Source organism: Arthrobacter sp. TJ-266, from assembly GCF_058269115.1.
In genome coordinates this window covers 815,155-836,354 of record NZ_JBZCNC010000002.1, presented here as the reverse complement: position 1 = coordinate 836,354, position 21,200 = coordinate 815,155, and the positions used below count along the sequence as shown (strand labels likewise).

At 70.3% G+C, this 21,200-nt stretch carries 17 protein-coding genes and 1 tRNA gene; 15 read left to right on the top strand and 3 right to left on the bottom strand.

The features are described 5' to 3' along the window. Positions 1–35: 35 nt before the first annotated feature. The 10 genes from AC4D12_RS08555 to AC4D12_RS08510 all read left to right on the top strand — a co-directional run bounded on the left by AC4D12_RS08555 (position 36) and on the right by AC4D12_RS08510 (position 8,329). The gene (locus AC4D12_RS08555) at positions 36–1,409 is read left to right on the top strand and encodes a pseudouridine synthase (protein ID WP_490949463.1); all 1,374 of its coding nucleotides are present in this window, start codon (positions 36–38) and stop codon (positions 1,407–1,409) included. A 3-nt stretch (positions 1,410–1,412) separates the two neighbouring features. Then, entirely contained in the window at positions 1,413–2,540 is a 1,128-nt protein-coding gene (locus AC4D12_RS08550; RefSeq protein WP_490949462.1) for a prephenate dehydrogenase, read from the top strand. Beyond that, on the top strand, positions 2,537–3,277 hold the full coding sequence (gene cmk / locus AC4D12_RS08545) for a (d)CMP kinase (protein ID WP_490949461.1): 741 nt from the start codon (positions 2,537–2,539) through the stop codon (positions 3,275–3,277). Before AC4D12_RS08550 ends, cmk begins: the two co-directional genes overlap by 4 nt. 91 nt (positions 3,278–3,368) lie before the next feature. Next, positions 3,369–4,925 carry a ribosome biogenesis GTPase Der gene (gene der / locus AC4D12_RS08540; protein WP_490949460.1) on the top strand — a complete coding sequence of 519 codons (1,557 nt, stop codon included), beginning with the start codon at positions 3,369–3,371 and terminating at the stop codon, positions 4,923–4,925. A 90-nt stretch (positions 4,926–5,015) separates the two neighbouring features. After that, positions 5,016–5,089: transfer RNA gene (locus AC4D12_RS08535), tRNA-Pro, on the top strand. Positions 5,090–5,306: 217 nt separating this feature from the next. After that, a complete protein-coding gene (gene gcvH, locus AC4D12_RS08530; RefSeq protein ID WP_490949459.1) occupies positions 5,307–5,693 on the top strand; it encodes a glycine cleavage system protein GcvH in 387 nt (128 codons plus the stop codon). A gap of 80 nt (positions 5,694–5,773) precedes the next feature. After that, the gene (locus tag AC4D12_RS08525; protein ID WP_490949458.1) at positions 5,774–6,265 is read left to right on the top strand and encodes an FHA domain-containing protein; all 492 of its coding nucleotides are present in this window, start codon (positions 5,774–5,776) and stop codon (positions 6,263–6,265) included. An 8-nt stretch (positions 6,266–6,273) separates the two neighbouring features. Beyond that, complete coding sequence (ftsR, locus tag AC4D12_RS08520; protein WP_490949457.1) at positions 6,274–7,023, top strand: transcriptional regulator FtsR; 750 nt, start codon at positions 6,274–6,276, stop codon at positions 7,021–7,023. A gap of 9 nt (positions 7,024–7,032) precedes the next feature. Next, entirely contained in the window at positions 7,033–7,536 is a 504-nt protein-coding gene (locus AC4D12_RS08515) for a bifunctional nuclease family protein (protein WP_490949456.1), read from the top strand. Positions 7,537–7,741: 205 nt separating this feature from the next. Further along, on the top strand, positions 7,742–8,329 hold the full coding sequence (locus tag AC4D12_RS08510; protein WP_490949455.1) for a MerR family transcriptional regulator: 588 nt from the start codon (positions 7,742–7,744) through the stop codon (positions 8,327–8,329). 37 nt (positions 8,330–8,366) lie between these two features. Here AC4D12_RS08510 and AC4D12_RS08505 read toward each other — a convergent pair whose 3' ends face one another. Beyond that, entirely contained in the window at positions 8,367–9,194 is an 828-nt protein-coding gene (locus tag AC4D12_RS08505; protein ID WP_490949454.1) for a ParA family protein, read from the bottom strand. Between the two features lie 307 nt (positions 9,195–9,501). Between AC4D12_RS08505 and AC4D12_RS08500 the strand changes: the two genes are divergently transcribed. The 3 genes from AC4D12_RS08500 (at position 9,502) to AC4D12_RS08490 (ending at position 16,213) form a co-directional block, all read left to right on the top strand. Beyond that, a complete protein-coding gene (locus AC4D12_RS08500; protein ID WP_490949453.1) occupies positions 9,502–12,915 on the top strand; it encodes a pyruvate carboxylase in 3,414 nt (1,137 codons plus the stop codon). A gap of 90 nt (positions 12,916–13,005) precedes the next feature. Then, positions 13,006–14,742, top strand: a complete 1,737-nt coding sequence (locus AC4D12_RS08495) for a MinD/ParA family ATP-binding protein (protein ID WP_490949452.1) — start codon at positions 13,006–13,008, stop codon at positions 14,740–14,742. A gap of 19 nt (positions 14,743–14,761) precedes the next feature. Further along, a complete protein-coding gene (locus tag AC4D12_RS08490) occupies positions 14,762–16,213 on the top strand; it encodes a mycothione reductase (RefSeq protein WP_490949451.1) in 1,452 nt (483 codons plus the stop codon). On the opposite strand, the gene AC4D12_RS08485 is transcribed toward AC4D12_RS08490, so the two are convergent. Then, on the bottom strand, positions 16,210–18,018 hold the full coding sequence (locus tag AC4D12_RS08485) for an AMP-dependent synthetase/ligase (protein ID WP_490949450.1): 1,809 nt from the start codon (positions 18,016–18,018) through the stop codon (positions 16,210–16,212). The two genes, AC4D12_RS08490 and AC4D12_RS08485, sit on opposite strands and share 4 nt — an antisense overlap. Before the next feature lie 132 nt (positions 18,019–18,150). On the opposite strand from AC4D12_RS08485, the gene AC4D12_RS08480 reads away from it, so the two are divergent. Beyond that, positions 18,151–19,236, top strand: a complete 1,086-nt coding sequence (locus tag AC4D12_RS08480; protein ID WP_490949449.1) for an ROK family glucokinase — start codon at positions 18,151–18,153, stop codon at positions 19,234–19,236. A gap of 192 nt (positions 19,237–19,428) precedes the next feature. Here AC4D12_RS08480 and AC4D12_RS08475 read toward each other — a convergent pair whose 3' ends face one another. After that, positions 19,429–20,031, bottom strand: a complete 603-nt coding sequence (locus tag AC4D12_RS08475) for a hypothetical protein (protein ID WP_490949448.1) — start codon at positions 20,029–20,031, stop codon at positions 19,429–19,431. A gap of 248 nt (positions 20,032–20,279) precedes the next feature. On the opposite strand from AC4D12_RS08475, the gene AC4D12_RS08470 reads away from it, so the two are divergent. Further along, the gene (locus AC4D12_RS08470) at positions 20,280–21,200 is read left to right on the top strand and encodes a lysophospholipid acyltransferase family protein (RefSeq protein ID WP_490949447.1); all 921 of its coding nucleotides are present in this window, start codon (positions 20,280–20,282) and stop codon (positions 21,198–21,200) included.

Below are 21,200 nucleotides of genomic sequence, written 5' to 3'. Positions count from 1 at the left end.
AAGCACGAGCACGACCCTAGACGAAGGAAACACCCATGACGCAGCAGCCAGGATCCGCTTCCGGACGGAACGCTCCTCGGCGCGGTGGCGCGGCCGGGCGCTCGTCCGACGCCGCTCGCACGGGCAGGCCCTCGCAGCGCCGCACCGGCCAGGGCGGTCGCCCCACCGAGGGGCGGCCCTTCCGCGACCGCGACGAGCGGGCAGGCGCGCCGGACGAGCGCGCACCCCAGGATCGTGGCCGCGGACGTCAGCAACCGCGCGATGACAGCCGTGGGCAGAGTCGTGACGACAGCCGCGGCCAGAGCCGCGACGGTGGTCGGACCGGCTCGGGACAGGCACCCCGCCGCGACGCGCGTGCAGGGTCCGCCTCCGGCGGTCGCGATGCCGGTGGGGCCGAGAAGCGTCCCGCCGGTGACCGTGCGCGTGCCGCCGGTGGACGTCCGTCCGCGGGAACGCCGTCCGGCCGCTTCGCGAAGTCGACGGGTGGACGGGGCGGGTCACCCGCAGGCAGGTCCTCGACCGGTGCCGGCACGCGCTCGGGTGAGGGCGGTCAGCGCCAGCGGCCGGCGGGGGCGAAGGCCTTCGGCCGGGAGCGGTTCGGCCAGAACCTCGGGCCCGTGCGATCGTCGAGGCCGAAGGGCTCCGGCCGGCCGGCCGACCAGGTCGACGTGCACGATCCCGAGGGAGTCCGCCTGCAGAAGGTCATGGCTCTCGCGGGAGTCGCCTCGCGCCGCGTGTGCGAGGAGATGATCGAGGACGGCCGCGTCGAGGTGGACGGCACCGTCGTGACCGAGCTCGGCGTGCGGGTGGATCCCGCGAAGGTCGCCATCCACGTCGACGGCCTCCGGCTGCAGCTCAACGAGAACCTCAAGTACTACGTGTTCAACAAGCCCCGCGGCGTCGTCTCCACCATGGAGGATCCGGAGGGTCGCCGCTGCATCAGCGACTTCCTCAAGAACAAGGACAAGAGCGAGCGCCTGTTCCACGTCGGCCGGCTCGATGCCGAGACGGAGGGGCTGCTGCTCCTGACCAACGACGGCGAGCTCACCAACAGGCTCACCCACCCCTCCTACGAGGTGCCGAAGACGTACCTGGTGCAGGTCCGTGGTCCTATGCCGCAGGGCATCGGGGCGCAGATGAAGGAGGGCATCGAGCTCGAGGACGGCCTCGCGCAGGTCGATTCCTTCAAGCTCGTGGACTCCACCCCCGGGCACATCCTCGTCGAGGTGGTGCTCCACTCCGGCCGCAACCGCGTGGTCCGCCGCTTGTTCGACGCCGTCGGGCATCCGGTCGAGCGCCTCGTCCGGACCCAGGTGGGTCCCATCCGCGTGGGTGACCAGCGCCAGGGCAGCGTGCGCGTGCTCGGTCGCCAGGAGGTCGGGCACCTGCTGGCCGCCGTGGGTCTCTGACCCGTGGAGGTACGCACGGATCAGGGCACGCACCTCAGCGGGCCCGTCCTCGTCATCGGGGCCGGCCTGCTCGGGGCGAGCATCGGCCTCGGCCTGCGGGCCCGCGGACTCGACGTGGTCCTGTCCGACAGCTCACCCTCCACCGAGGCGGTGGCCCGTGACATCGGAGCGGGCCGTCTGCTCACCGACGTGGAGGCCGCGGGGGAGCCGTTCTCACCCGAACTCGTGGTCGTCGCGACCCCGCCGGACGTGACCGCCCAAGTCGTCGCCGGCGCGCTCGGTGCCTACCCGGGCGCCGTCGTGGTCGACATCAGCAGCGTCAAGGAGTCGATCCTCCATGCCCTGGAGACGGACGACGACGCCGTGCCGCACCTCGAGCGCTACGTCGGCACCCACCCGATGGCCGGTCGCGAACGCTCCGGTCCCGTGGCAGCACGCGCCGAACTGTTCACCGGTGCCCCGTGGGTGCTGTGCGCGCACGGGCGCAGCGGGTCCAGCGCGGTGCTGCGCGCGGAGTCCCTCGCCGTCGACCTCGGCGCCGTCCCCGCGCGCATGACCGCGGCGGAGCACGACGCCGCCGTCGCCCTCATCTCCCACCTTCCCCAGGTCGTCTCGTCCCTGGTGGCGAGCAGGCTGCAGGACTCCCCGCCACAGTCCCTCGCCCTCGCCGGCAACGGACTCCGGGACGTGACCCGCATCGCCGCGAGCGATCCCCGGCTGTGGGTGCAGATCCTCGCGGCCAACGCCGGGAGGCTCGTCGACATCCTGTACGGCGTGCGCGAGGACCTCGACCGGCTCATCGCGACGCTCGAGGACCCGACGGCCGGCGGCGCCCGGCTCGACATGGCCCAGCTGATGTCGGAGGGCAACGCGGGCCAGGCACGGATCCCCGGGAAGCACGGCTCGCCGCCGAACTCCTTCGCGCGCCTGATCGTGCTCGTCGACGACACCCCCGGGCAGATCGCGAGGCTCCTCACGGAGATCGGGCACACCGGCATCAACCTCGAGGACTTCCGGCTGGAGCACTCGCCCGGCCGTGAGGTGGGTCTCGCTGAGATCTCGGTGCTGCCGGGCAGACGCCAGGAACTGACGGAGTCCCTCACGCAGCGGGGCTGGAAGGTCGTGCAATGAGCAAGCTGTCATCCGTCGGGACGGGAATCGACACCGCGGCCGCCCACGAGGCCCTGTCCACGTTCCGGCTCGGCAAGTCCCTCGTCGTCGCGATCGACGGCCCGTCCGGGTCGGGCAAGTCGAGCGTCAGCCGGGAGGTGGCACGCCGCCTCCGCGCGGCCTACCTCGACACCGGCGCCATGTACCGCGCGGTCACGCTGCACTGCATCGCCACGGGCGTGGACCTGCAGGACGCCGCTGCGGTCGAGGCCGCGGCGCGCTCCATCGAGCTGTTCATCAGCACGAGCCCCGACCGCGAGTCCGTGACCGTCCGCGGGGAGGACGTCACGGACGCCATCCGGGAGCCCTCCGTGTCCTCGGCGGTGAGCGCCGTCGCGACGACCCTGGGGGCCCGCGCGGAGCTGATCCGCCGTCAGCGCGCCCTCATCGCGGGCGCGGGCCACCGGATCGTGGCCGAGGGCCGCGACATCACCACCGTCGTCGCCCCTGACGCCGAGGTGCGCATCCTCCTCACCGCGAGCGAGGAGGCCAGGCTACGACGGCGGGGCGATCAGCTCGGCGGGACACAGACCGACGCACAGCTGAAGCAGCAGGTCACGGAACGCGACGCCCGGGACTCCACGGTGGTCGAGTTCCATCAGGCGGCGGACGGCGTGGTCACTCTCGACTCCTCCGACCTCGACTACGAGCAGACCATCACCGCCGTGCTCGACATCGTGCGGTCCGTGGCTCATTGACCGCACGGAACCGCAGCGCAACCACCACGCACAGGGCTCGCGCCCGCCAGCGCCGTCGGGAGACGGCGAACACCAACCGAAGGAACCAACGATGAGCGAGAACCTTTCGCCGAACGCAGACGGCCACAGCGCCGGTGCGGACGAGGACTACGAGCCGGCCGGCGAGGACCAGGTCACGGAGCTGCTCGGCACCCTCGACGACGCCGAGGCCGACCAGCGTGCCGCCTCCCTGCGCGCGGGACTCGAGGACTACGAGCTCGACGAGGAGGACGCCGCACTCCTCGCGCGGCAGGACGAGGAGTACGAGGACGAGACGGAGGGCCGTCTCAACCCGGTCCTCGCGATCGTCGGGCGCCCCAACGTCGGTAAGTCGACCCTCGTGAACCGCATCCTCGGCCGCCGCGAGGCCGTCGTGGAGGACACCCCGGGCGTCACGCGTGACCGGGTGTCCTACCCGGCGCAGTGGACCGGCCACAACTTCACGCTCGTCGACACCGGCGGCTGGGAGCAGGACGCCAAGGGCATCAACGCGCGCGTCGCCGACCAGGCGGAGATCGCCGTCGACATGGCGGACGCCGTGCTGCTCGTGGTCGACGCGACCGTCGGGGCCACCGCCACGGACGAGGCCGTGGTGCGGATGCTGCGCCGCAAGAAGAAGCCCGTCATCCTCGTGGCCAACAAGGTGGACGACATCCAGAACGAGGCCGACGCCTCGGTGCTGTGGGGCCTCGGCTTCGGTCAGCCCTGGCCGGTGTCCGCGCTCCACGGGCGCGGGACGGGCGACATGCTGGACAAGGTCGTCGAGATCCTCCCCGAGTTCTCGGAGCACGGCGGCATCGAGCGCTCCGGCGGTCCGCGCCGCATCGCGCTGATCGGGCGGCCCAACGTCGGCAAGTCCTCGCTGCTGAACAAGCTCGCCGGGTCGGACCGCGTGGTCGTGGACCCCCTCGCCGGCACCACGCGTGATCCCGTCGACGAGATGATCGAACTCGGCGGGCGGACGTGGCGGTTCGTGGACACCGCGGGCATCCGCCGCCGCGTGCACATGCAGCAGGGCGCGGACTTCTATGCGTCGCTGCGGACGCAGTCGGCGCTGGAGAAGGCCGAGGTCGCCGTCGTGCTCCTCGCCGTCGACGAGGTGCTCAGCGAGCAGGACATCCGCATCCTGAACATGGCCATCGAGTCCGGCCGCGCCGTGGTGCTCGCCTTCAACAAGTGGGACCTGCTGGACGACGAGCGCCGCCGGTACCTCGAGCGCGAGATCGAGCAAGATCTCGCCCACGTGGACTGGGCGCCCCGCGTCAACATCTCGGCGCTGACCGGGTGGCACAAGGACCGCCTGGTGCCGGCTCTCGACGTCGCGCTCGAGTCCTGGGACCGCCGTATCCCCACCGGACGCCTCAACGCGTTCCTCGGCGAGCTCGTCGCGGCGCACCCCCACCCGGTGCGGGGCGGCAAGCAGCCGCGCATCCTCTTCGGGACGCAGGCCTCGAGCCGGCCGCCGAAGTTCGTGCTGTTCACCACGGGGTTCCTCGACCCCGGGTACCGCCGTTTCATCACCCGTCGCCTGCGCGAGACGTTCGGCTTCGAGGGCACGCCCATCGAGGTCAACATGCGCGTGCGCGAGAAGCGCAGCAAGAAGCGCTGACAGCATCCGGGCCGGTTCGCCGCTGTGCGGTCCGGGCCCGCGGATGCTGTATCGTAAACCGAGTGGTTTGGCCCTCGTGGCCGAGCCGATCGGGATGTGGCGCAGCTTGGTAGCGCACTTGACTGGGGGTCAAGGGGTCGCAGGTTCAAATCCTGTCATCCCGACACAGAACACGGAACGCCCTCCTTCGGGAGGGCGTTCCGTGCGTTCAGGGGTCGGTGCGGCGTCGTCGTCGGGCGCCCGCACCGACGGCGTCGTTCCCCCTCCACAGGTCGCCCTGCGAGCCGCGTCACACCCGCTCCGGTTGTGCCTATACTCGACCAGTACTTGTCCCGGGCAGCCTTCCGCGCCGCTGCCGGGCACCGCGTTCGAAAGGCGATCATGAGCACCATTCCCGACGGCCTCCGCTACACCGCCGAGCACGAATGGGTCAGTGAGCCGGCCGTCGACGGCACGGTCCGGGTCGGCGTGACCGATTTCGCACAGGATGCCCTCGGCGACGTCGTCTACGTGCAGATGCCCGAGGCGGGCACAGGCGTCACGGGCTCCGACGTCATCGGGGAAGTGGAGTCGACCAAGAGCGTCAGTGACATCTACGCCCCGGTCTCCGGTGAGGTCGTTGCGCGCAACGAAGCGCTCGACGACGACCCGTCGCTCATCAATTCGGATCCGTACGGGGAGGGTTGGCTGCTCGAGATCAAGGTCTCGGACGTCTCCGAGGTCCAGGGTCTGCTGAGTTCGGCCGCCTACTCCCAGCAGGTAGGCTAGCTCTACCCGACGTGGACGGCAGTGGAGGCGGCGCGGTCGGCGACGATCGGGACCGCATGCTGCAGGGGGAGGAACAACCGATGGTGCCAGACGTGAATCCAGCCGTGAACGGAGAAGAGCCGAGCATGACGTCTCCTGAGACAACGACGATCGGGTTGCCGCCCCAGACCGTCGAGGCGGAGCTGGAACGGCACCTCACGCGCGAGGAGCAGGCGTCCGTCGCGGCTCTTCCCTCCGGTTCCGCCCTGCTGATCGCCCACTCCGGCCCCAACGCGGGTGCCCGGTTCCTGCTCGACGAGGACATCACGAAGGCCGGACGCCATCCGAACGCCGACATCTTCCTCGACGACGTCACCGTCTCCCGCCAGCACGCCGAGTTCCGCCGCACGGACAACGGCTTCATGGTCGCGGACACCCGGAGCCTGAACGGGACGTACGTGAACAACGACCGCGTGGACGGCGTCGCGCTGCGCAACGGCGACGAGGTCCAGATCGGCAAGTTCCGTCTGACCTTCTACGCGGCGCGGAGCACGGCGGCGCCCGGCGCCCGGAACACGACCGCGCAGGCCTAGTCCGCTCCATGCCTGTCTCCCCCTCCGCCCGTCGTCCGGCCGGCCCCCTCGCCGCCACCGCGGGTACCGGTGTCCTGAACATCGGGGAAGTGCTCCGCGAACTGGCGGAGGACTTCCCGCAGGTCTCCGCCTCGAAGATCCGCTTCCTCGAGGAGAAGGGCCTGATCGCGCCGCAGCGGACCCGCGCGGGGTACCGCAAGTACGCGGCCCACGACGTCGAGCGACTCCGTTTCGTCCTGGCGCTCCAACGCGACCAGTACCTCCCGCTCAAGGTCATCAAGGACTACGTCGACGCGATCGATCGCGGGGAGAAGCCGGACTCGCTCCCCGGCGGGATGACGCTCTTACCCCGCATGGTGTCGGACCAGCTCAGTGGTGAGCTGACGGCGCGATCGCGCAGGCTGACCGCCGAGACGCTCGCTGCGGAGGCCGGCGCTCCACGGGAGCTCGTCGACGAACTCGTGAGCTTCGGACTCATCACCGCTGTGGACGACCGGTTCGACGAGCACGCCCTGAAGATCACGGTCGCCTGCGTTCAGCTCGAGAACCATGGCATCGAGCCGCGGCACCTGCGGCCGTTCCGCGCTGCCGCCGACCGCGAGCTCGGTCTCGTCGAGCGCGTCGTCGCCCCGCTGGCGTCGCGGAAGGACGTCGCGTCGAAGGCGCGGGCGGCGGAGAGGGCACGCGAGATCAGCGAGCTGTGCCTCGGACTCCACAGCGCTCTGGTACACAGCCAGATCGCCCGGATGGACAGTTAGGCGGCGCCCGTGATCGAGGTCGACGTGGTGGGCGTGCGGATCGAGCTGCCGTCCAACCAGCCCCTGGTGCTCCTCAAGGAGACCACCGGTGAGCGGCATCTACCCATCTGGATCGGCGCGCCCGAGGCGAGTGCGATCGCCTTCGTGCAGCAAGGCATCGTGCCGCCCCGCCCCATGACGCACGACCTCCTGGTGGACGTCGTGGCGGCCATGGGCAAGGAGATCACCGAGGTCCGGATCACCTCCGTCGAGGACACCGTCTACTACGCGTTGCTCGTCTTCTCGGACGGCGTCACCGTGAGTTCCCGGGCGTCGGACGCCCTCGCGATCGCCCTGCGGATCCCGTGCCCCATCTACTGCTCCGAGGACGTGCTGGCGGTCGCCGGTGTCGAGATCGCGGACGCGGACGACGACGACGCCGAGGAGGGCGCCTCGGAGGAGACCGCCGAGAAGGAGGTCCTCCAGTTCCGTGAGTTCCTGGCCGACGTCGAGCCCGAGGATTTCGAGCGGTGACGCGGGCCGCGCATCGGGCGGCGTTCACCGACCGACACGCGGACGGTTGCGGGGCAGCCTCTTTGACCTCGACCCTCCCGCGATCTAACGTCGGAGCATACAGTTCCCATTGCGTGCGTTGGGGGCCCGGGCGCACACTGAGTGCACACCCTGAGGCCCTGCCCGAACCGCAGACTTCCCCGGGAACGCGACGAGGAGGCAGCACGTGAGTCCGAAGGGTGACGCCGGCAAGGCAGCCAGCCCGGCAGGTGCTGGCATCCCGGCGAGCGCCCAAGGGCTCCTCTTCACGGAAGACCTCCCCGTTCTCGATGAGGACGCCGGGTACCGCGGCCCCACCGCCTGCAAGGCGGCCGGGATCACCTACCGTCAGCTCGACTACTGGGCCCGCACCGGTCTCGTGGAACCCGCCGTCCGCGGCGCCTCGGGCTCCGGGACCCAGCGGCTCTACGGCTTCCGCGACATCCTGGTGCTCAAGGTGGTCAAGCGACTCCTCGACACCGGGGTCTCGTTGCAGCAGATCCGCACCGCGGTGGAGCATCTGCGCGAGCGCGGCGTGGAGGACCTCGCACAGATCACCCTCATGAGCGACGGCGCCAGTGTCTACGAGTGCACCTCCGCCGACGAGGTCATCGACCTCGTCCAGGGCGGTCAGGGTGTCTTCGGGATTGCCGTGGGGCGCGTGTGGCGGGAGGTCGAGGGCAGCCTCGCCGCCCTGCCCAGCGAGCATGCTCCCGATCAGGCCTTCCCGGGCGACGAACTCAGCAAGCGCCGGGCCACGCGCAAGATCAGCTGATCACCGAGCAGGTCCGGTCACGAGCCGGGGGAGAACCTCACGCCTGACGGCGGGCGCTCCGGCTCCTCGTCCTTCCCGGTTTGACGACCCCGCTGAGCAGTTCGTCGAAGGATCTCGCCGCCGCCTGCGCGGACTCGCCGGGCCAGTGGTGCACCGCATGCGCCGCTCCCTGGATCTGCTGCCAGTCCGCATGATCCGCGATGGTGGGGCTCAGCAGCACGTCGCCGAACAGCTGACGCATCTCCTCAAGCCGGAAGACGTGCTCCGTCGACGCCGGGCGCACCCGGTTCGCCACGATGCCGGCCGTCTGCAGCGTGGGTGCGAACTCCTTGCGGAACAGGGCGAGCGCCCGCATGGTCCGCTCCGTACCGGCCACCGAGAACAGGCTGGGCTCGGCCACGAGGACCACCCGGCTGCTCGCCGTCCACGCCATGCGGGTCAATCCGTTGAGCGAGGGCGGGCAGTCGATGAGGACGAGGCCGTACCCGCTGACGCGTGAGAGGAGCGAGGCGAGGCGACGCTGGTCCCGTCGTCCGAGATCGGGGCGATCGTAGACACCCGAGTAGGCGGAGCCCATGGCGACGTCCAGGCGTGATGCGGCGGTTCCGCGCGCGGCGGCCGTCGCCACCCAACCGCTCGCCACCGTGTTCGCCGAGAGGTCGGCCCGTCGGGAGTTTTTGAGGAGGCGTCCGACGTCGGTCTGGCCCGACGGACGAACGGCGAGCCCCGTGGTCGCGTCCGCATGGGGATCGAGGTCCACCACGAGCGTCGGGATGCCGGCTGCGAGTGCCGCCGAGGCGAGACCGAGGGTCACGGAGGTCTTGCCGACGCCGCCCTTGAGGCTGCTGATGCTGACTACCTGCACGTGGTGGACCCATACCTCTTCTGTGCCGCAGCCGCGGGCGGCTGCTCGTTGATCTCCGACCATCATAGGTGCGCAGGCACCGCGACCGGTCGACGCGGCAGGGGACGGCGAAGCGACTCGTGCACACCGGGTGGCGTCATCGGCGGCCCGACAGCGCCGGGTGGGCGCGGCGGCGGCCCGTGTACGGGGTCTGACGACGGCGTGCCGAGTTGGTGACGCAGCGCACATCCGGTCCCTGTCTCACCGCGCGGGCCTACCAGTAGGATCGGTCCAACGTGCAGGACCCCGGTGATGATGCAGGAGTGCGATGTTCTCGAAGATTCTGGTAGCCAACCGCGGCGAGATCGCCATCCGGGCCTTCCGGGCCGGTCATGAGCTGGGAGCGAAGACGGTCGCCGTCTTCCCCCACGAGGACCGGGGGTCGATCCACCGCCAGAAGGCCGACGAGGCATACCTGATCGGTGAGGAGGGCCACCCCGTCCGTGCCTACCTCGACGTCGAGGAGATCATCCGGGTGGCTCGGGAGTCGGGATGTGACGCCATCTACCCCGGGTACGGATTCCTCTCCGAGAATCCCGGACTGGCCCGCGCGGCCGCTGATGCCGGCATCACGTTCATCGGTCCGCCCGCGGACGTCCTCGAACTCGCGGGCAACAAGGTCAAGGCGCTCGACGCCGCGCGGGCGGCGGGTATCCCGGTCCTGGCATCCTCGCGCCCCAGCTCCGACGTCGCCGAGCTGATCGCGGCCGCGGACGAGATCGGGTTCCCGGTCTTCGCGAAGGCCGTCGCCGGTGGTGGCGGGCGCGGCATGCGCCGTGTCGACACCCGGGATGCCCTTCCGGAGGCACTCGAAGCGGCGATGCGCGAGGCAGAGTCCGCTTTCGGCGACCCGACCATGTTCCTCGAGCAGGCCGTGCTCCGGCCCCGCCACATCGAGGTGCAGATCCTCGCGGATGCCTCCGGGAACGTCATGCACCTGTTCGAGCGGGACTGCTCGCTGCAGCGGCGCCACCAGAAGGTCATCGAGATCGCCCCCGCGCCGAACCTCGACGACTCGATCCGCCAGGCGCTCCACCGCGACGCCGTGAAGTTCGCGACGGCGCTCGGGTACGTGAATGCCGGCACCGTGGAGTTCCTCGTGGACACCGTGGGGGAGCGGGCCGGCCAGCACGTCTTCATCGAGATGAACCCCCGGATCCAGGTGGAGCACACGGTCACCGAGGAGGTGACCGACGTCGACCTCGTGCAGTCACAGATGCGGATCGCGGCGGGGGAGACCCTCGCGGACCTCGGGCTGAGCCAGGAGACCGTGACCCTGCGCGGCGCCGCGCTGCAGAGCCGCATCACCACCGAGGATCCCGCCAACGGCTTCCGGCCCGACGTCGGACGCATCACCGCGTACCGCTCGGCGGGTGGTGCGGGCGTGCGCCTGGACGGCGGCACGGTCTACGCCGGGGCGGAGATCAGCCCCCACTTCGACTCCATGCTGGTCAAGCTGACCTGCCGGGGCCGGGACTACCCGGCGGCCGTGACCCGTGCTCGGCGCGCCCTCGCCGAGTTCCGGGTGCGCGGTGTCTCGACCAACATCTCGTTCCTCCAGGCGGTACTCGATGATCCTGCGTTCATCGCCGGGGACGTGGCGACGTCCTTCATCGACGAGCGCCCCGAGCTCCTGACCGCCCGCGTACCCGCCGACCGCGGGACCAAGCTCCTGACGTGGCTGGCCGATGTCACCGTCAACCAGCCGCACGGTGCGCGCCCCGCCCACCTGGATCCCCGGGACAAGCTGCCGGCCGTCCCCGAGGACCAGCGGGACACCGCCCTGCCCTCCGGCAGTCGCCAGACGCTCCTCGACCTCGGACCGGAGGGGTTCGCGCGGTCCTTGCGCAACCAGACAGCGGTCGCCGTCACCGACACCACCTTCCGGGACGCGCACCAGTCCCTCCTCGCGACCCGCGTTCGCACGAGGGACCTCACCGCCGCGGGGAGCGCGCTCTCGCGGCTCACGCCGGGGCTCCTCTCCGTGGAGGCCTGGGGCGGAGCGACCTACGACGTCGCACTGCGCTTCCTCGGCGAGGACCCGTGGCAACGCCTCGACTCCCTGCGCCGTGAGATCCCGAACATCTGCCTGCAGATGCTGCTCCGCGGGCGCAACACCGTCGGCTACACCCCGTACCCGGAGGCCGTGACCGCGGCGTTCGTGCAGGAGGCGGCGGCGTCCGGGATCGACATCTTCAGGATCTTCGACGCGCTCAACGACGTCACGCAGATGGAGCCCGCCATCCGGGCCGTCCGCGAGACCGGTACGGCCGTCGCCGAGGCAGCGCTCTGCTACACCTCGAACATGCTGGACCCCGACGAGTCGCTCTACACGCTCGACTACTACCTGGAGCTGGCCGGCCGCATGGTCGACGCCGGAGCCCACATCCTCGCCATCAAGGACATGGCGGGGCTGCTCCGCCCGGCGGCTGCATCACGGCTCGTCACGGCGCTGCGTGATCGGTTCGACCTCCCCGTCCACCTCCACACCCACGACACGACGGGCGGTCAACTGGCGACACTCCTCGCAGCGATCGACGCCGGCGTCGACGCCGTGGACGTCGCGAGTGCCGCCCTCGCCGGGACCACCAGCCAGCCCTCCGCCTCCGCCCTGGTGGCGGCGCTGGAGCACACGCCGCGCGACACCGGCCTGGACCTGCAGGCGGTCTGCTCCCTGGAGCCCTACTGGGAAGCGGTGCGACGCATGTACGCACCGTTCGAATCGGGGCTGCCCGGTCCCACGGGCCGCGTGTACCGTCACGAGATCCCGGGCGGCCAGCTGTCCAACCTGCGCCAGCAGGCCATCGCGTTGGGTCTGGGTGAGAAGTTCGAGGCGATCGAGGACATGTACACGGCCGCGGACCGCATCCTGGGGCGTCTAGTGAAGGTGACGCCGTCGTCGAAGGTGGTCGGTGATCTCGCTCTCGCGCTCGTGGGCAGGGACGCGGATCCGGTCGCCTTCGAGCAGAACCCGCAGGATTTCGACATCCCGGATTCCGTCATCGGCTTCCTGAACGGGGACCTCGGGAACCCACCCGGTGGCTGGCCGGAGCCGTTCCGGTCCAAGGCGCTGCAAGGGCGCGAGGTCAAGCAGCAGATCGCCGAGCTCGCACCCGAGGACGCGGCGAAACTCGAGGGCTCCTCGGCCGAGCGTCGCGACGCGCTGAATTTGCTGCTCTTCGCGGGGCCGACGAAGGAGTTCAAGACCGTCCGCGACACCTACGGCGACGTCTCCCTCCTCGCCACGGCCGACTACCTGTACGGACTCCAGCCCGGCGTGGAGCACGAGATCGAACTCGAGAAGGGTGTGCGGCTCATAGCCACCCTCGAAGCGGTCTCGGACCCCGACGAGAAGGGCATGCGCACCGTGATGTGCACGCTCAACGGCCAGATGCGGCCCGTCAGCGTGCGTGACCGGAGCGTCGAGAGCGATGTCGTCGTCGCGGAGAAGGCCGATCCCTCCGTGCCCGGACAGATCCCTGCACCCTTTGCCGGGTCCGTGACGATCGGTCGCGCCGAGGGTGACACCGTCGCGGCGGGCGACACCGTGGCGACCATCGAGGCGATGAAGATGGAAGCGAGCATCACGAGCCCGGTGGCTGGAACGGTGCAGCGGGTGGCGTTCACCGGAGCGGGCCCCGCGCAGGGCGGAGACCTTCTCCTGGTGATCGCTCCCGCGTGATCACAGCTGCAGGCTAGAGTGAGCGGCTGGGATATCCATCTCGGCCGCTGCCCCGGTGCGGGAACGTCCGACCCGACGATGTAAGGAACCATGGCGAACGAGCAGAACGACTCCCCGGAACCTCGTGACCAGGCGGGCGACGACCCTGGTCAGGGTGTCCCCATCCTGCCGGGTGTCCCGTTCCTGTCGGATCAGGCGGACGGGGCCGCCTCGGCGGACCCGGCACGCGGAGCCGAAGGAGTGGACGACGCCGACGCGGCCGCGGATCTGGTCGGGGACACCGACGCGGCTCACACGACCGGCGAGATCGACCTGGCCGGCGTGGCTGGCGTGCCCGGCGAGACGGAGGTGACCGGTCCGGCGCCTGCGTCGGGGGCTGCCACGTCGGGCTCTTCCGAGCCGACGGTGATGCCGGGCGGCGATGACGTCGGTGAGTCCGCCGAGGAGCCACGTGGCTCCGATGATGGCTCCTCCGGCTCGGACTCTTCCGCCTCGGATCCCTCCGACCTCGACGGTGACGCCGCGGGCGGCAATCTGCCCGACGGGGACGCTCTCCGGGACAGCGACATCGGCCCCGGGTCCACGGATCGGTCGGACGGGATCGATCTGGACACGTTCGCCGTTCCCGTCGCCGCCGTGCCGCCGTCCGCGCTGCAGGGACCGACCATCAGCGTGCAGGCGCCGTCCGGTGTTGCCTACCCGGACATGGCGTCGGCGACCGCCGCACCGTCCGAGCCTGCGTCCGGCACCGGGGAGACGGGATGGCAGCCCTCGGGAACGCGCGCAGCCACCACCGGCTCGGCTGGTTCCGGCACCGCAGGTGGATCAAAGGAGGCCCGCCCGGCGTCCGGTACCGCTGATCGTGGCGGTGAGCGGAGCAGCCGCCGGGAGAAGGACGCCGGGCCGGAGCCCGCCTCGGCGCTCACAGCCGATCGCCTGCTGGCCGGGGTGGCCCGCCCGCCCACCTCGGGGTGGCGCCGCTGGCTCTACCGGTCCACCTTCGGACGGGTCAACCTGGGGGACTCCGACGCCGTACGCGTGCAGCGCGCCCTCGAGCACCGCATCGCCGTCCGGCTCGGGGACCGTACCCGGTACGTACCGGTGCTCTCACGCAAGGGAGGCGTCGGCAAGACGACCGTCACCACGCTGCTCGGCATGGCTCTCGCGGACATCCGGGAGGATCGCATCATCGCCATGGACGCGAATCCCGACCGCGGCACCCTCTCCGACCGTTCGCCCGGCCGCGCGGAGTTCACGGCGCGCCAGCTCGTGCAGAACCGCTACTCGATCGAGTCCTTCGCGCAGCTCGCCGGCTACGTCACGCGTGACGGGTCCCGCCTGCACGTCCTGGCCTCCGACACGGACCCGGCGGTGGCCCAGGCCTTCGACGACGCCGACTACTGGGCGGTGACGGACGTCCTCAGCCGGTACTACTCGGTGGTGCTGACGGACTCCGGCACCGGGATGGTGCACTCGGTCATGAAGGGGACCCTCGAGAAGGCCGACTCCGTGGTGCTGGTCTCCGGTGGGAGCGTCGACGAAGCCAGGCTGGCCTCGGAGACTCTCAGTTGGCTCGAGGCCCACGGGCGGCAGGACCTGCTGGCGAAGGCGATCGTCGTCATCAACCTCTCCTCGGGGAACGGTACCCAGGTGGACGTCTCCCAGATCGAGCAGCACTTCAAGTCACGTGTGAACACCGTGGTGCGGATCCCCTACGACCGTCACCTCGCCGAGGGCTCGCGGGTCGAGCTCGCCAAACTCACCCCGGCGACGCGCCGCGCGGTCACCGAGCTCGCTGCGCTGGTGGTGGATCAGCTCACGTCCTGAGCGCCGCTAGACTCCGGAGGTGACTCACTACGATCTCGCGATCATCGGCTCCGGTTCCGGCAACACCCTCATCACCCCCGACTGGGACGACCGCGACGTCGTCCTCGTCGAGGGCGGTACGTTCGGTGGCACCTGCCTGAACGTGGGGTGCATCCCCACCAAGATGTACGTGTATCCCGCCCACCTCGCGTCCTCGCCCTCGGAGTCCTCGCGGCTCGGCGTGGACCTGACCCTCGAGGGGGTTCGCTGGGAGGACATCCGTGACCGGATCTTCACGCGCATCGACGCGATCTCCCGTGGCGGCAGGGCCTACCGCGCGGAGGAGCTCCCGAACGTCACACTGGTGGAGGACTACGTCCGGCTGACGGGGGAGAAGTCCTTCGTCACCTCGTCGGGCGAGGAGATCACCGCCGATCAACTCGTCATCGCCACCGGTTCGCGAGCCGTCCTGCCGCAGATCCCCGGGATATCCCTGCCGCAGGTTCACACCTCGGACACGATCATGCGCCTCGACACGCGCCCCGAGCGGCTCCTGATCATGGGCGGCGGGTACATCGCAGCGGAGTTCGCCCATGTCTTCGGGTCCTTCGGCACCCGGGTGACCGTGGCCGTCCGATCGGACGCCATGCTCCGGCGGCTCGACACCACGGTGTCCGACGCCTTCACCGCCGAGGCGGCGCGCCAGTGGGACCTGCGCCTCAGCACCGACGTCACCGAACTCCGCGCGAACGACGACGGCAGCATCTCGGCGCACCTCAACGGTCCTGACGGCACGGTGACCCTCGAGGTGGATGCCGTCCTCGTCGCGGTCGGACGCGTCCCGAACACCGACCGCCTGGGCGCTGCCGATGTGGGCCTCGACGTGCACGAGGACGGCCGGCTGGCCGTCGACGAGTACCAGCGGGTGCTCCGCGACGGCCACCCCGTGGAGGGGCTCTGGTCACTGGGGGACGTGAGCAGTGCCTTCCAGCTGAAGCACGTGGCGAACCACGAGGCCAGGGTTGTCTCCCACAACCTGCTGCACCCCGGGCAGCTGCGCGCGAGCGACCATCGCTTCGTCCCGGCGGCCGTGTTCTCGCAGCCCCAGCTCGCATCCGTCGGACTGACGGAGGACGAGGCGGCGGCTGCCGCGGCCGCTTCGGGTACGGAGATCGTGACGGCCGTCCAGGAGTACGGGTCGACGGCGTACGGCTGGGCCATGGAGGACACGGTGGGCTTCGTCAAGGTCATCGCCGAGAAGACGACGGGCAAAATCCTCGGGGCACACGTGCTCGGTCATGAGGCGTCCATGATCATCCAGCCGGTCATCCAAGCGATGTCCTTCGGGCTCGACGCCCACACCATGGCGAGGGGTCAGTACTGGGTGCACCCCGCCCTCACCGAAGTGGTCGAGAACGCGCTGCTCAGCCTCGACATCTCACGCCCGAGTTCACCCGAGCTCACCCTGGCCGGCGCGGTGGCGCCGGGCTAGACCTTGGCGGCCGAGTAGATGGCTTCCACGACGTCCGAGTAGTCCTTCAGGACCTGCGCGCGCTTGATCTTCAGGCTCGGGGTCAGGTGGCCGGTCGTCTCCGTGAAGTCGGTCGGCACGATCCGGAACACCTTGATGGCCTCGGCACGTGAGACGGTCATGTTCGCCTGGTCCACGAGCTCCTGGATCTCCGAGAGGACCTTCGGGTGCTCGGCTGCCTGAGCCATGGTGGTCCCGGCGGGCAGCTGGTGCCGCTCGAGCCAGCCGGGAAGCGCCTCTTCGTCGAGGGTGATCAGCGCGGAGATGAACGGGCGCTGGTCCCCGAGGACCACGCACTGGGACACGAGGGCGTTGGCGCGGATCGCGTCCTCCAGCAGTGCGGGGATGACGTTCTTGCCGCTGGCCGTCACGATGATCTCCTTCTTGCGGCCCGTGATGCTGAGGAAGCCGTCGTCGTCCAGCTCGCCGATGTCCCCCGTGCGGAACCACCCGTCCACGAAGTTCTCCTCGGTGAGGTCCGGACGGTCGAAGTACCCCTTCATCACGCAGACGCCGCGCGTCAGGATCTCGCCGTCGTCCGCGATCTTCACCGCATTGCCGGGCAGGGGCGCGCCGACGGTGCCGATCTTGATGCGCTTCGGGGTGTTCACCGTGATCGGGGCGGTGGTCTCGGTGAGGCCGTACCCCTCGAGGACCATGAGCCCGATGCCGTGGAAGAAGTGGCCGAGGCGGTCGCCGAGCGGCGCCCCTCCGGAGACCGCGTGCTGCACGCGTCCACCCATCGCGGTGCGGATCTTGCCGTAGAGCAGGCGGTCGAACACGGCGTGCCTGACCCTGAGGCCGAGGGGGATCTTCCCGGCCTGCTCCGCCTTGGACCAGGCGATGGCGACGTCGGCGCCGGCATGGAAGATCTTGCCCTTGCCGCCGTCCTCGGCCTTCAGCATGGAGTTGTTGTACACCTTCTCGAACACGCGGGGTACGGCGAGGATGAAGGTGGGCTTGTAGCTCTGAAGGTCGGGAAGCAGGTTCTTGACGTCCGGCGTGTGCGCAACGGTGGCGCCGGCTGCGACGCAGAGCACGGAGATGAACCGTGCGAAGACGTGCGCGAGCGGGAGGAACATGATCGTCTGGGCGCCCTCGTGGGCCACCTCGGGCAGCGCGGCGGCGGCGTTCTCGGAGAGATCCACGAAGTTCCCGTGTGTCAGCTCGCACCCCTTCGGCTTCCCGGTGGTGCCGGAGGTGTAGATGATGGTTGCGACGTCGTCGAGGCCCGCGTAGGCACGGCGGTCCGCCAGCGTCTGGTCGTCCGTCCCGGCGCCCGCGGTACGGAGCGTGTCGAGACCGTTGCCGTCGAACTGCCACACGTGCTGCAGCGAGGCGAGGTTCTCGAGTGCCACGGCCTCGCGGACCACGTTCTCGTGACGGGCGGCCTCGACGAAGGCGCCCACCGCTCCCGAGTCACTCAGGATCCAGGCCACCTGGGCGGGTGAGGACGTCTCGTAGATCGGCACCGAGACCGCCCCGGCGAACCAGATGGCGAAGTCGGCGAGCGACCATTCGTACCGCGTCCGCGCCATGATGGCCACGCGATCACCGGGCTGGACGTCCGAGGCGATGAGGCCCTTCGCCACGTCCTCGACCTGGCGGCGGAACTCGGTGGCCCTGATGTCCGTCCACTCGCCCGACGCACCCTTGACCGCGAAGAGCGCGGGGTTCGAGGGCTTGGTCGCCTGCCGGATGACGAGATCCGCGGTGTTGGTCTGGCGGGGGACGTCCACGAGGACGGGAACGCTGATGTCGCGCACGATAGCTCCTTCGATATCACCACAATCGCGGTCGCATCAGCCTATAGGCAGATGGACGCCGTGCACCGTCCCGTACTGTACGAAACGGTAACTATGGCGGGCTTCCTGCCCTACCGACGAAGGGAGCGCCGCATGGCGATCACGCCCGAACCGGCTGCGGCCCGTTCGCGACGCCGCAGACGGGACCGGTTCCTGCCGGCGTCGGGTGCAGGCCCGCTGGGTACCGCCGTTCCGCGGAGCGCGTTCCCGAACCCCACCCGCAGGGGGCTCGCGGTCGGGATCGACATCGGGGGGACGAAGGTGGCGGCGGGTGTGGTCGACGTCCATGGCCGGATCCTCGCGGACGCCCGTCGCGCGACCCCCGGTCACGACCCCCGGGCGGTCGAGGCGGTCATCGCCGAACTCGTCGCGGAGCTGTCCGAGCAGTTCCGCGTGCGCTCCGTGGGTATCGGCGCCGCGGGGTGGATGGATCCGACGAACAGCACGGTCCTCTTCAGTCCGCACCTCGCCTGGCGCAACGAGCCCCTCCGGCACAACCTCGAGAAGCTGCTGCGTCGACGCGTCACGGTGGTGAACGACGCCGATGCCGCTGCGTGGGCCGAGTGGCGGTTCGGCGCGGGTCGGGGTGAGTCGAGGCTCGTCTGCGTGACCCTCGGTACGGGCATCGGCGGCGCCATGATCATGAGCGGGCGTGTGGAGCGCGGTCGCTTCGGCGTGGCCGGGGAGTTCGGCCACCAGATCATCGTCCCCCAGGGGCACCGCTGCGAGTGCGGGAACCGCGGGTGCTGGGAGCAGTACGCCTCCGGGAACGCCCTCGGTCGGGAAGCGCGCGAACTCGCGGCGGCGAACTCGCCGGTCGCTCAGGCCATCATCGGCGCGGCCTCGGACGGCACGCCCATCACCGGTGCCCTCGTCACCCGGCTGGCGATGGAGGGCGATGCCGCCTCGCGCGAACTCGTCGACGACGTCGGGCAGTGGCTCGGCCTCGGCCTCGCCAATCTGGCGGCGGCGCTCGATCCCGGGACGTTCGTGATCGGCGGGGGACTCAGCGCCGCCGGGGAGTTGCTCCTCGACCCGGCGCGGCGGGCCTTCGGACGGAACCTCACCGGGCGCGGGTTCCGCCCGGCGGCACGGCTCGAGCGGGCCGCGCTCGGTCCCGAGGCCGGTCTGATCGGAGCTGCGGACCTGTCGAGGCAGCTCTCGCGCGCCACCGCCTGATCGCCGCCGCTCGAGCACCGGCATCGACGGCAGGCCGCATGGCGGGCACCATTGTTCGGCATCGACGGCCGGCCGCGTCGGCCGGCACCGACGGCCCCGACGGCCCCGACGAACGATCACCTCGGTCGACCGGACACTCCGTCCGTCCGTCTATCCGTGCGTCGGTCCATCCGTCCGTCCGTTCGTCGGCGCTCAGACCTCGGCGCCGTCGTCCCCGATGTCACGGTGCTTCGGCAACTTCGTGATGAGGTAACCCGCTCCGGCGAGGAACACGACGAGGATGCCGAGCGTCGCACCGAGGGGTGCACTCCGCCAGAACATGGCGATGAGGAGTAGCGCGATCGGCCCGCCGGCGGCGCCGACCCAGGCGAGGACCGTGAGGGGCTCGCCCGTGCCGAGCGGCGGCGGTTCTTCGGGGACGAAGCCCTCGTCGTCGTCGAGCACGTCGCCGTCGTCGGGTGCGCTGTAGTCGCGCGGTCCGCGGGAGCCGAATGGTTGGTTGCGGAAGATCGCCTCGGCCCGCTCGCGGTCGGTCGGCCCCGGCCGGTCCGCCGACGGTGCTCTTCCGGCGTCGGCCCCGCCGCCGTTCTCCGGCGCGATCGGCCGCGGGGTCTGATTGTCGTCGGCGAGGGGGGGCGCCGGTTGCGGTGACGCGGCAGGCTCGTCCTGCGCGGCCGGAGCATGGTCAGGAGTGGTCGCCGACGACTCCGCGGTCGTACTTTCCAGACGCGCGACGAGGTCCTGCCAGACGGCGTCGTCGGTGGATTCGTTCGGTTCCTGACCTCGGTGGCCCATGCGTTGCTACCTGCTGTCGGGGTGCGGTGGCTCGGGTCGGCGGACGTCCGACCGTTCTCTCGGGATTCCGAGGGCGTGCACCTCCCATCGTGACCACCCGCGCCCGCCGCGTCAACCGGTGTTCAGTGTGTCGATCGGCGCCGTTCGTGCTTGCGGCGCCGATCGGAGAGCAGCCCTAGAGTAGGCTTCCGAATGAAGAAACGGGCGGCAGGCACACGTCGCGCCGTCCATCCAGGAAGGCTGGCAGCGTGTTCTATTGGGTGATGAAGCGGATCATCGTCGGTCCGATCCTCAACCTTCTGTTCCGGCCCTGGGTGAAGGGCCTCGACAACGTCCCGGCAACCGGCCCCGCGGTCTTCGTCAGCAACCATCTCTCCTTCTCCGACTCCATCTTCCTGCCGATCGTGGTACCGCGGCCGGTGGTGTTCCTCGCGAAATCGGAGTACTTCACGGGGAAGGGCATCAAGGGACGGCTGACCGCCCTGTTCTTCCGGCTCTCCAACCAGCTCCCGATGGATCGCTCCGGCGGAGCGGCGTCATCCTCCTCGCTCACCGCAGGCATGGACATCCTCAACGAGGGCGGCATCCTCGGGATCTACCCCGAGGGCACGCGCAGTCCTGACGGACGCCTGTACCGGGGGAAGACCGGCGTGGCCAAGCTCGTGCTCGCCACGGGCGTACCCGTCATCCCCGTGGCGATGATCGGGACCGACAAGGTGCAGCCCATCGGGCGACGGATCCCCAACATCCGCCGCGTGGGCATCATCATCGGTGAGCCGCTGGACTTCGCCCGGTACCAGGGTCTCGAGGACGACCGCTTCGTGCAGCGCTCCGTGACCGACGAGATCATGTACGAGCTCATGCGCCTCTCCGGGCAGGAGTACGTGGACGCGTACGCCAGCACCGTGAAGGAGCGGCTCGCGGCCGAGAAGGCAGCCGGACGGAAGACCCCGAAGCCCGGCGCGGACAGTCGCCGTGCCGCCGTGAGGATCTCACCCGATGCCGCGCCCGCGGTACCGTCGGCGCCGGAGCCGGGTGCGGTCACCGAGATCGGGCGTCCCGCGGTAACCGATGCTCCTGCGCCCACGTCCACGGATGACGCCCGAACCGGTGGGCGGTCCGCCAGGCGCCGTCGGGCCGACAAGGACGCCGATCCGGCGGGCAGATGA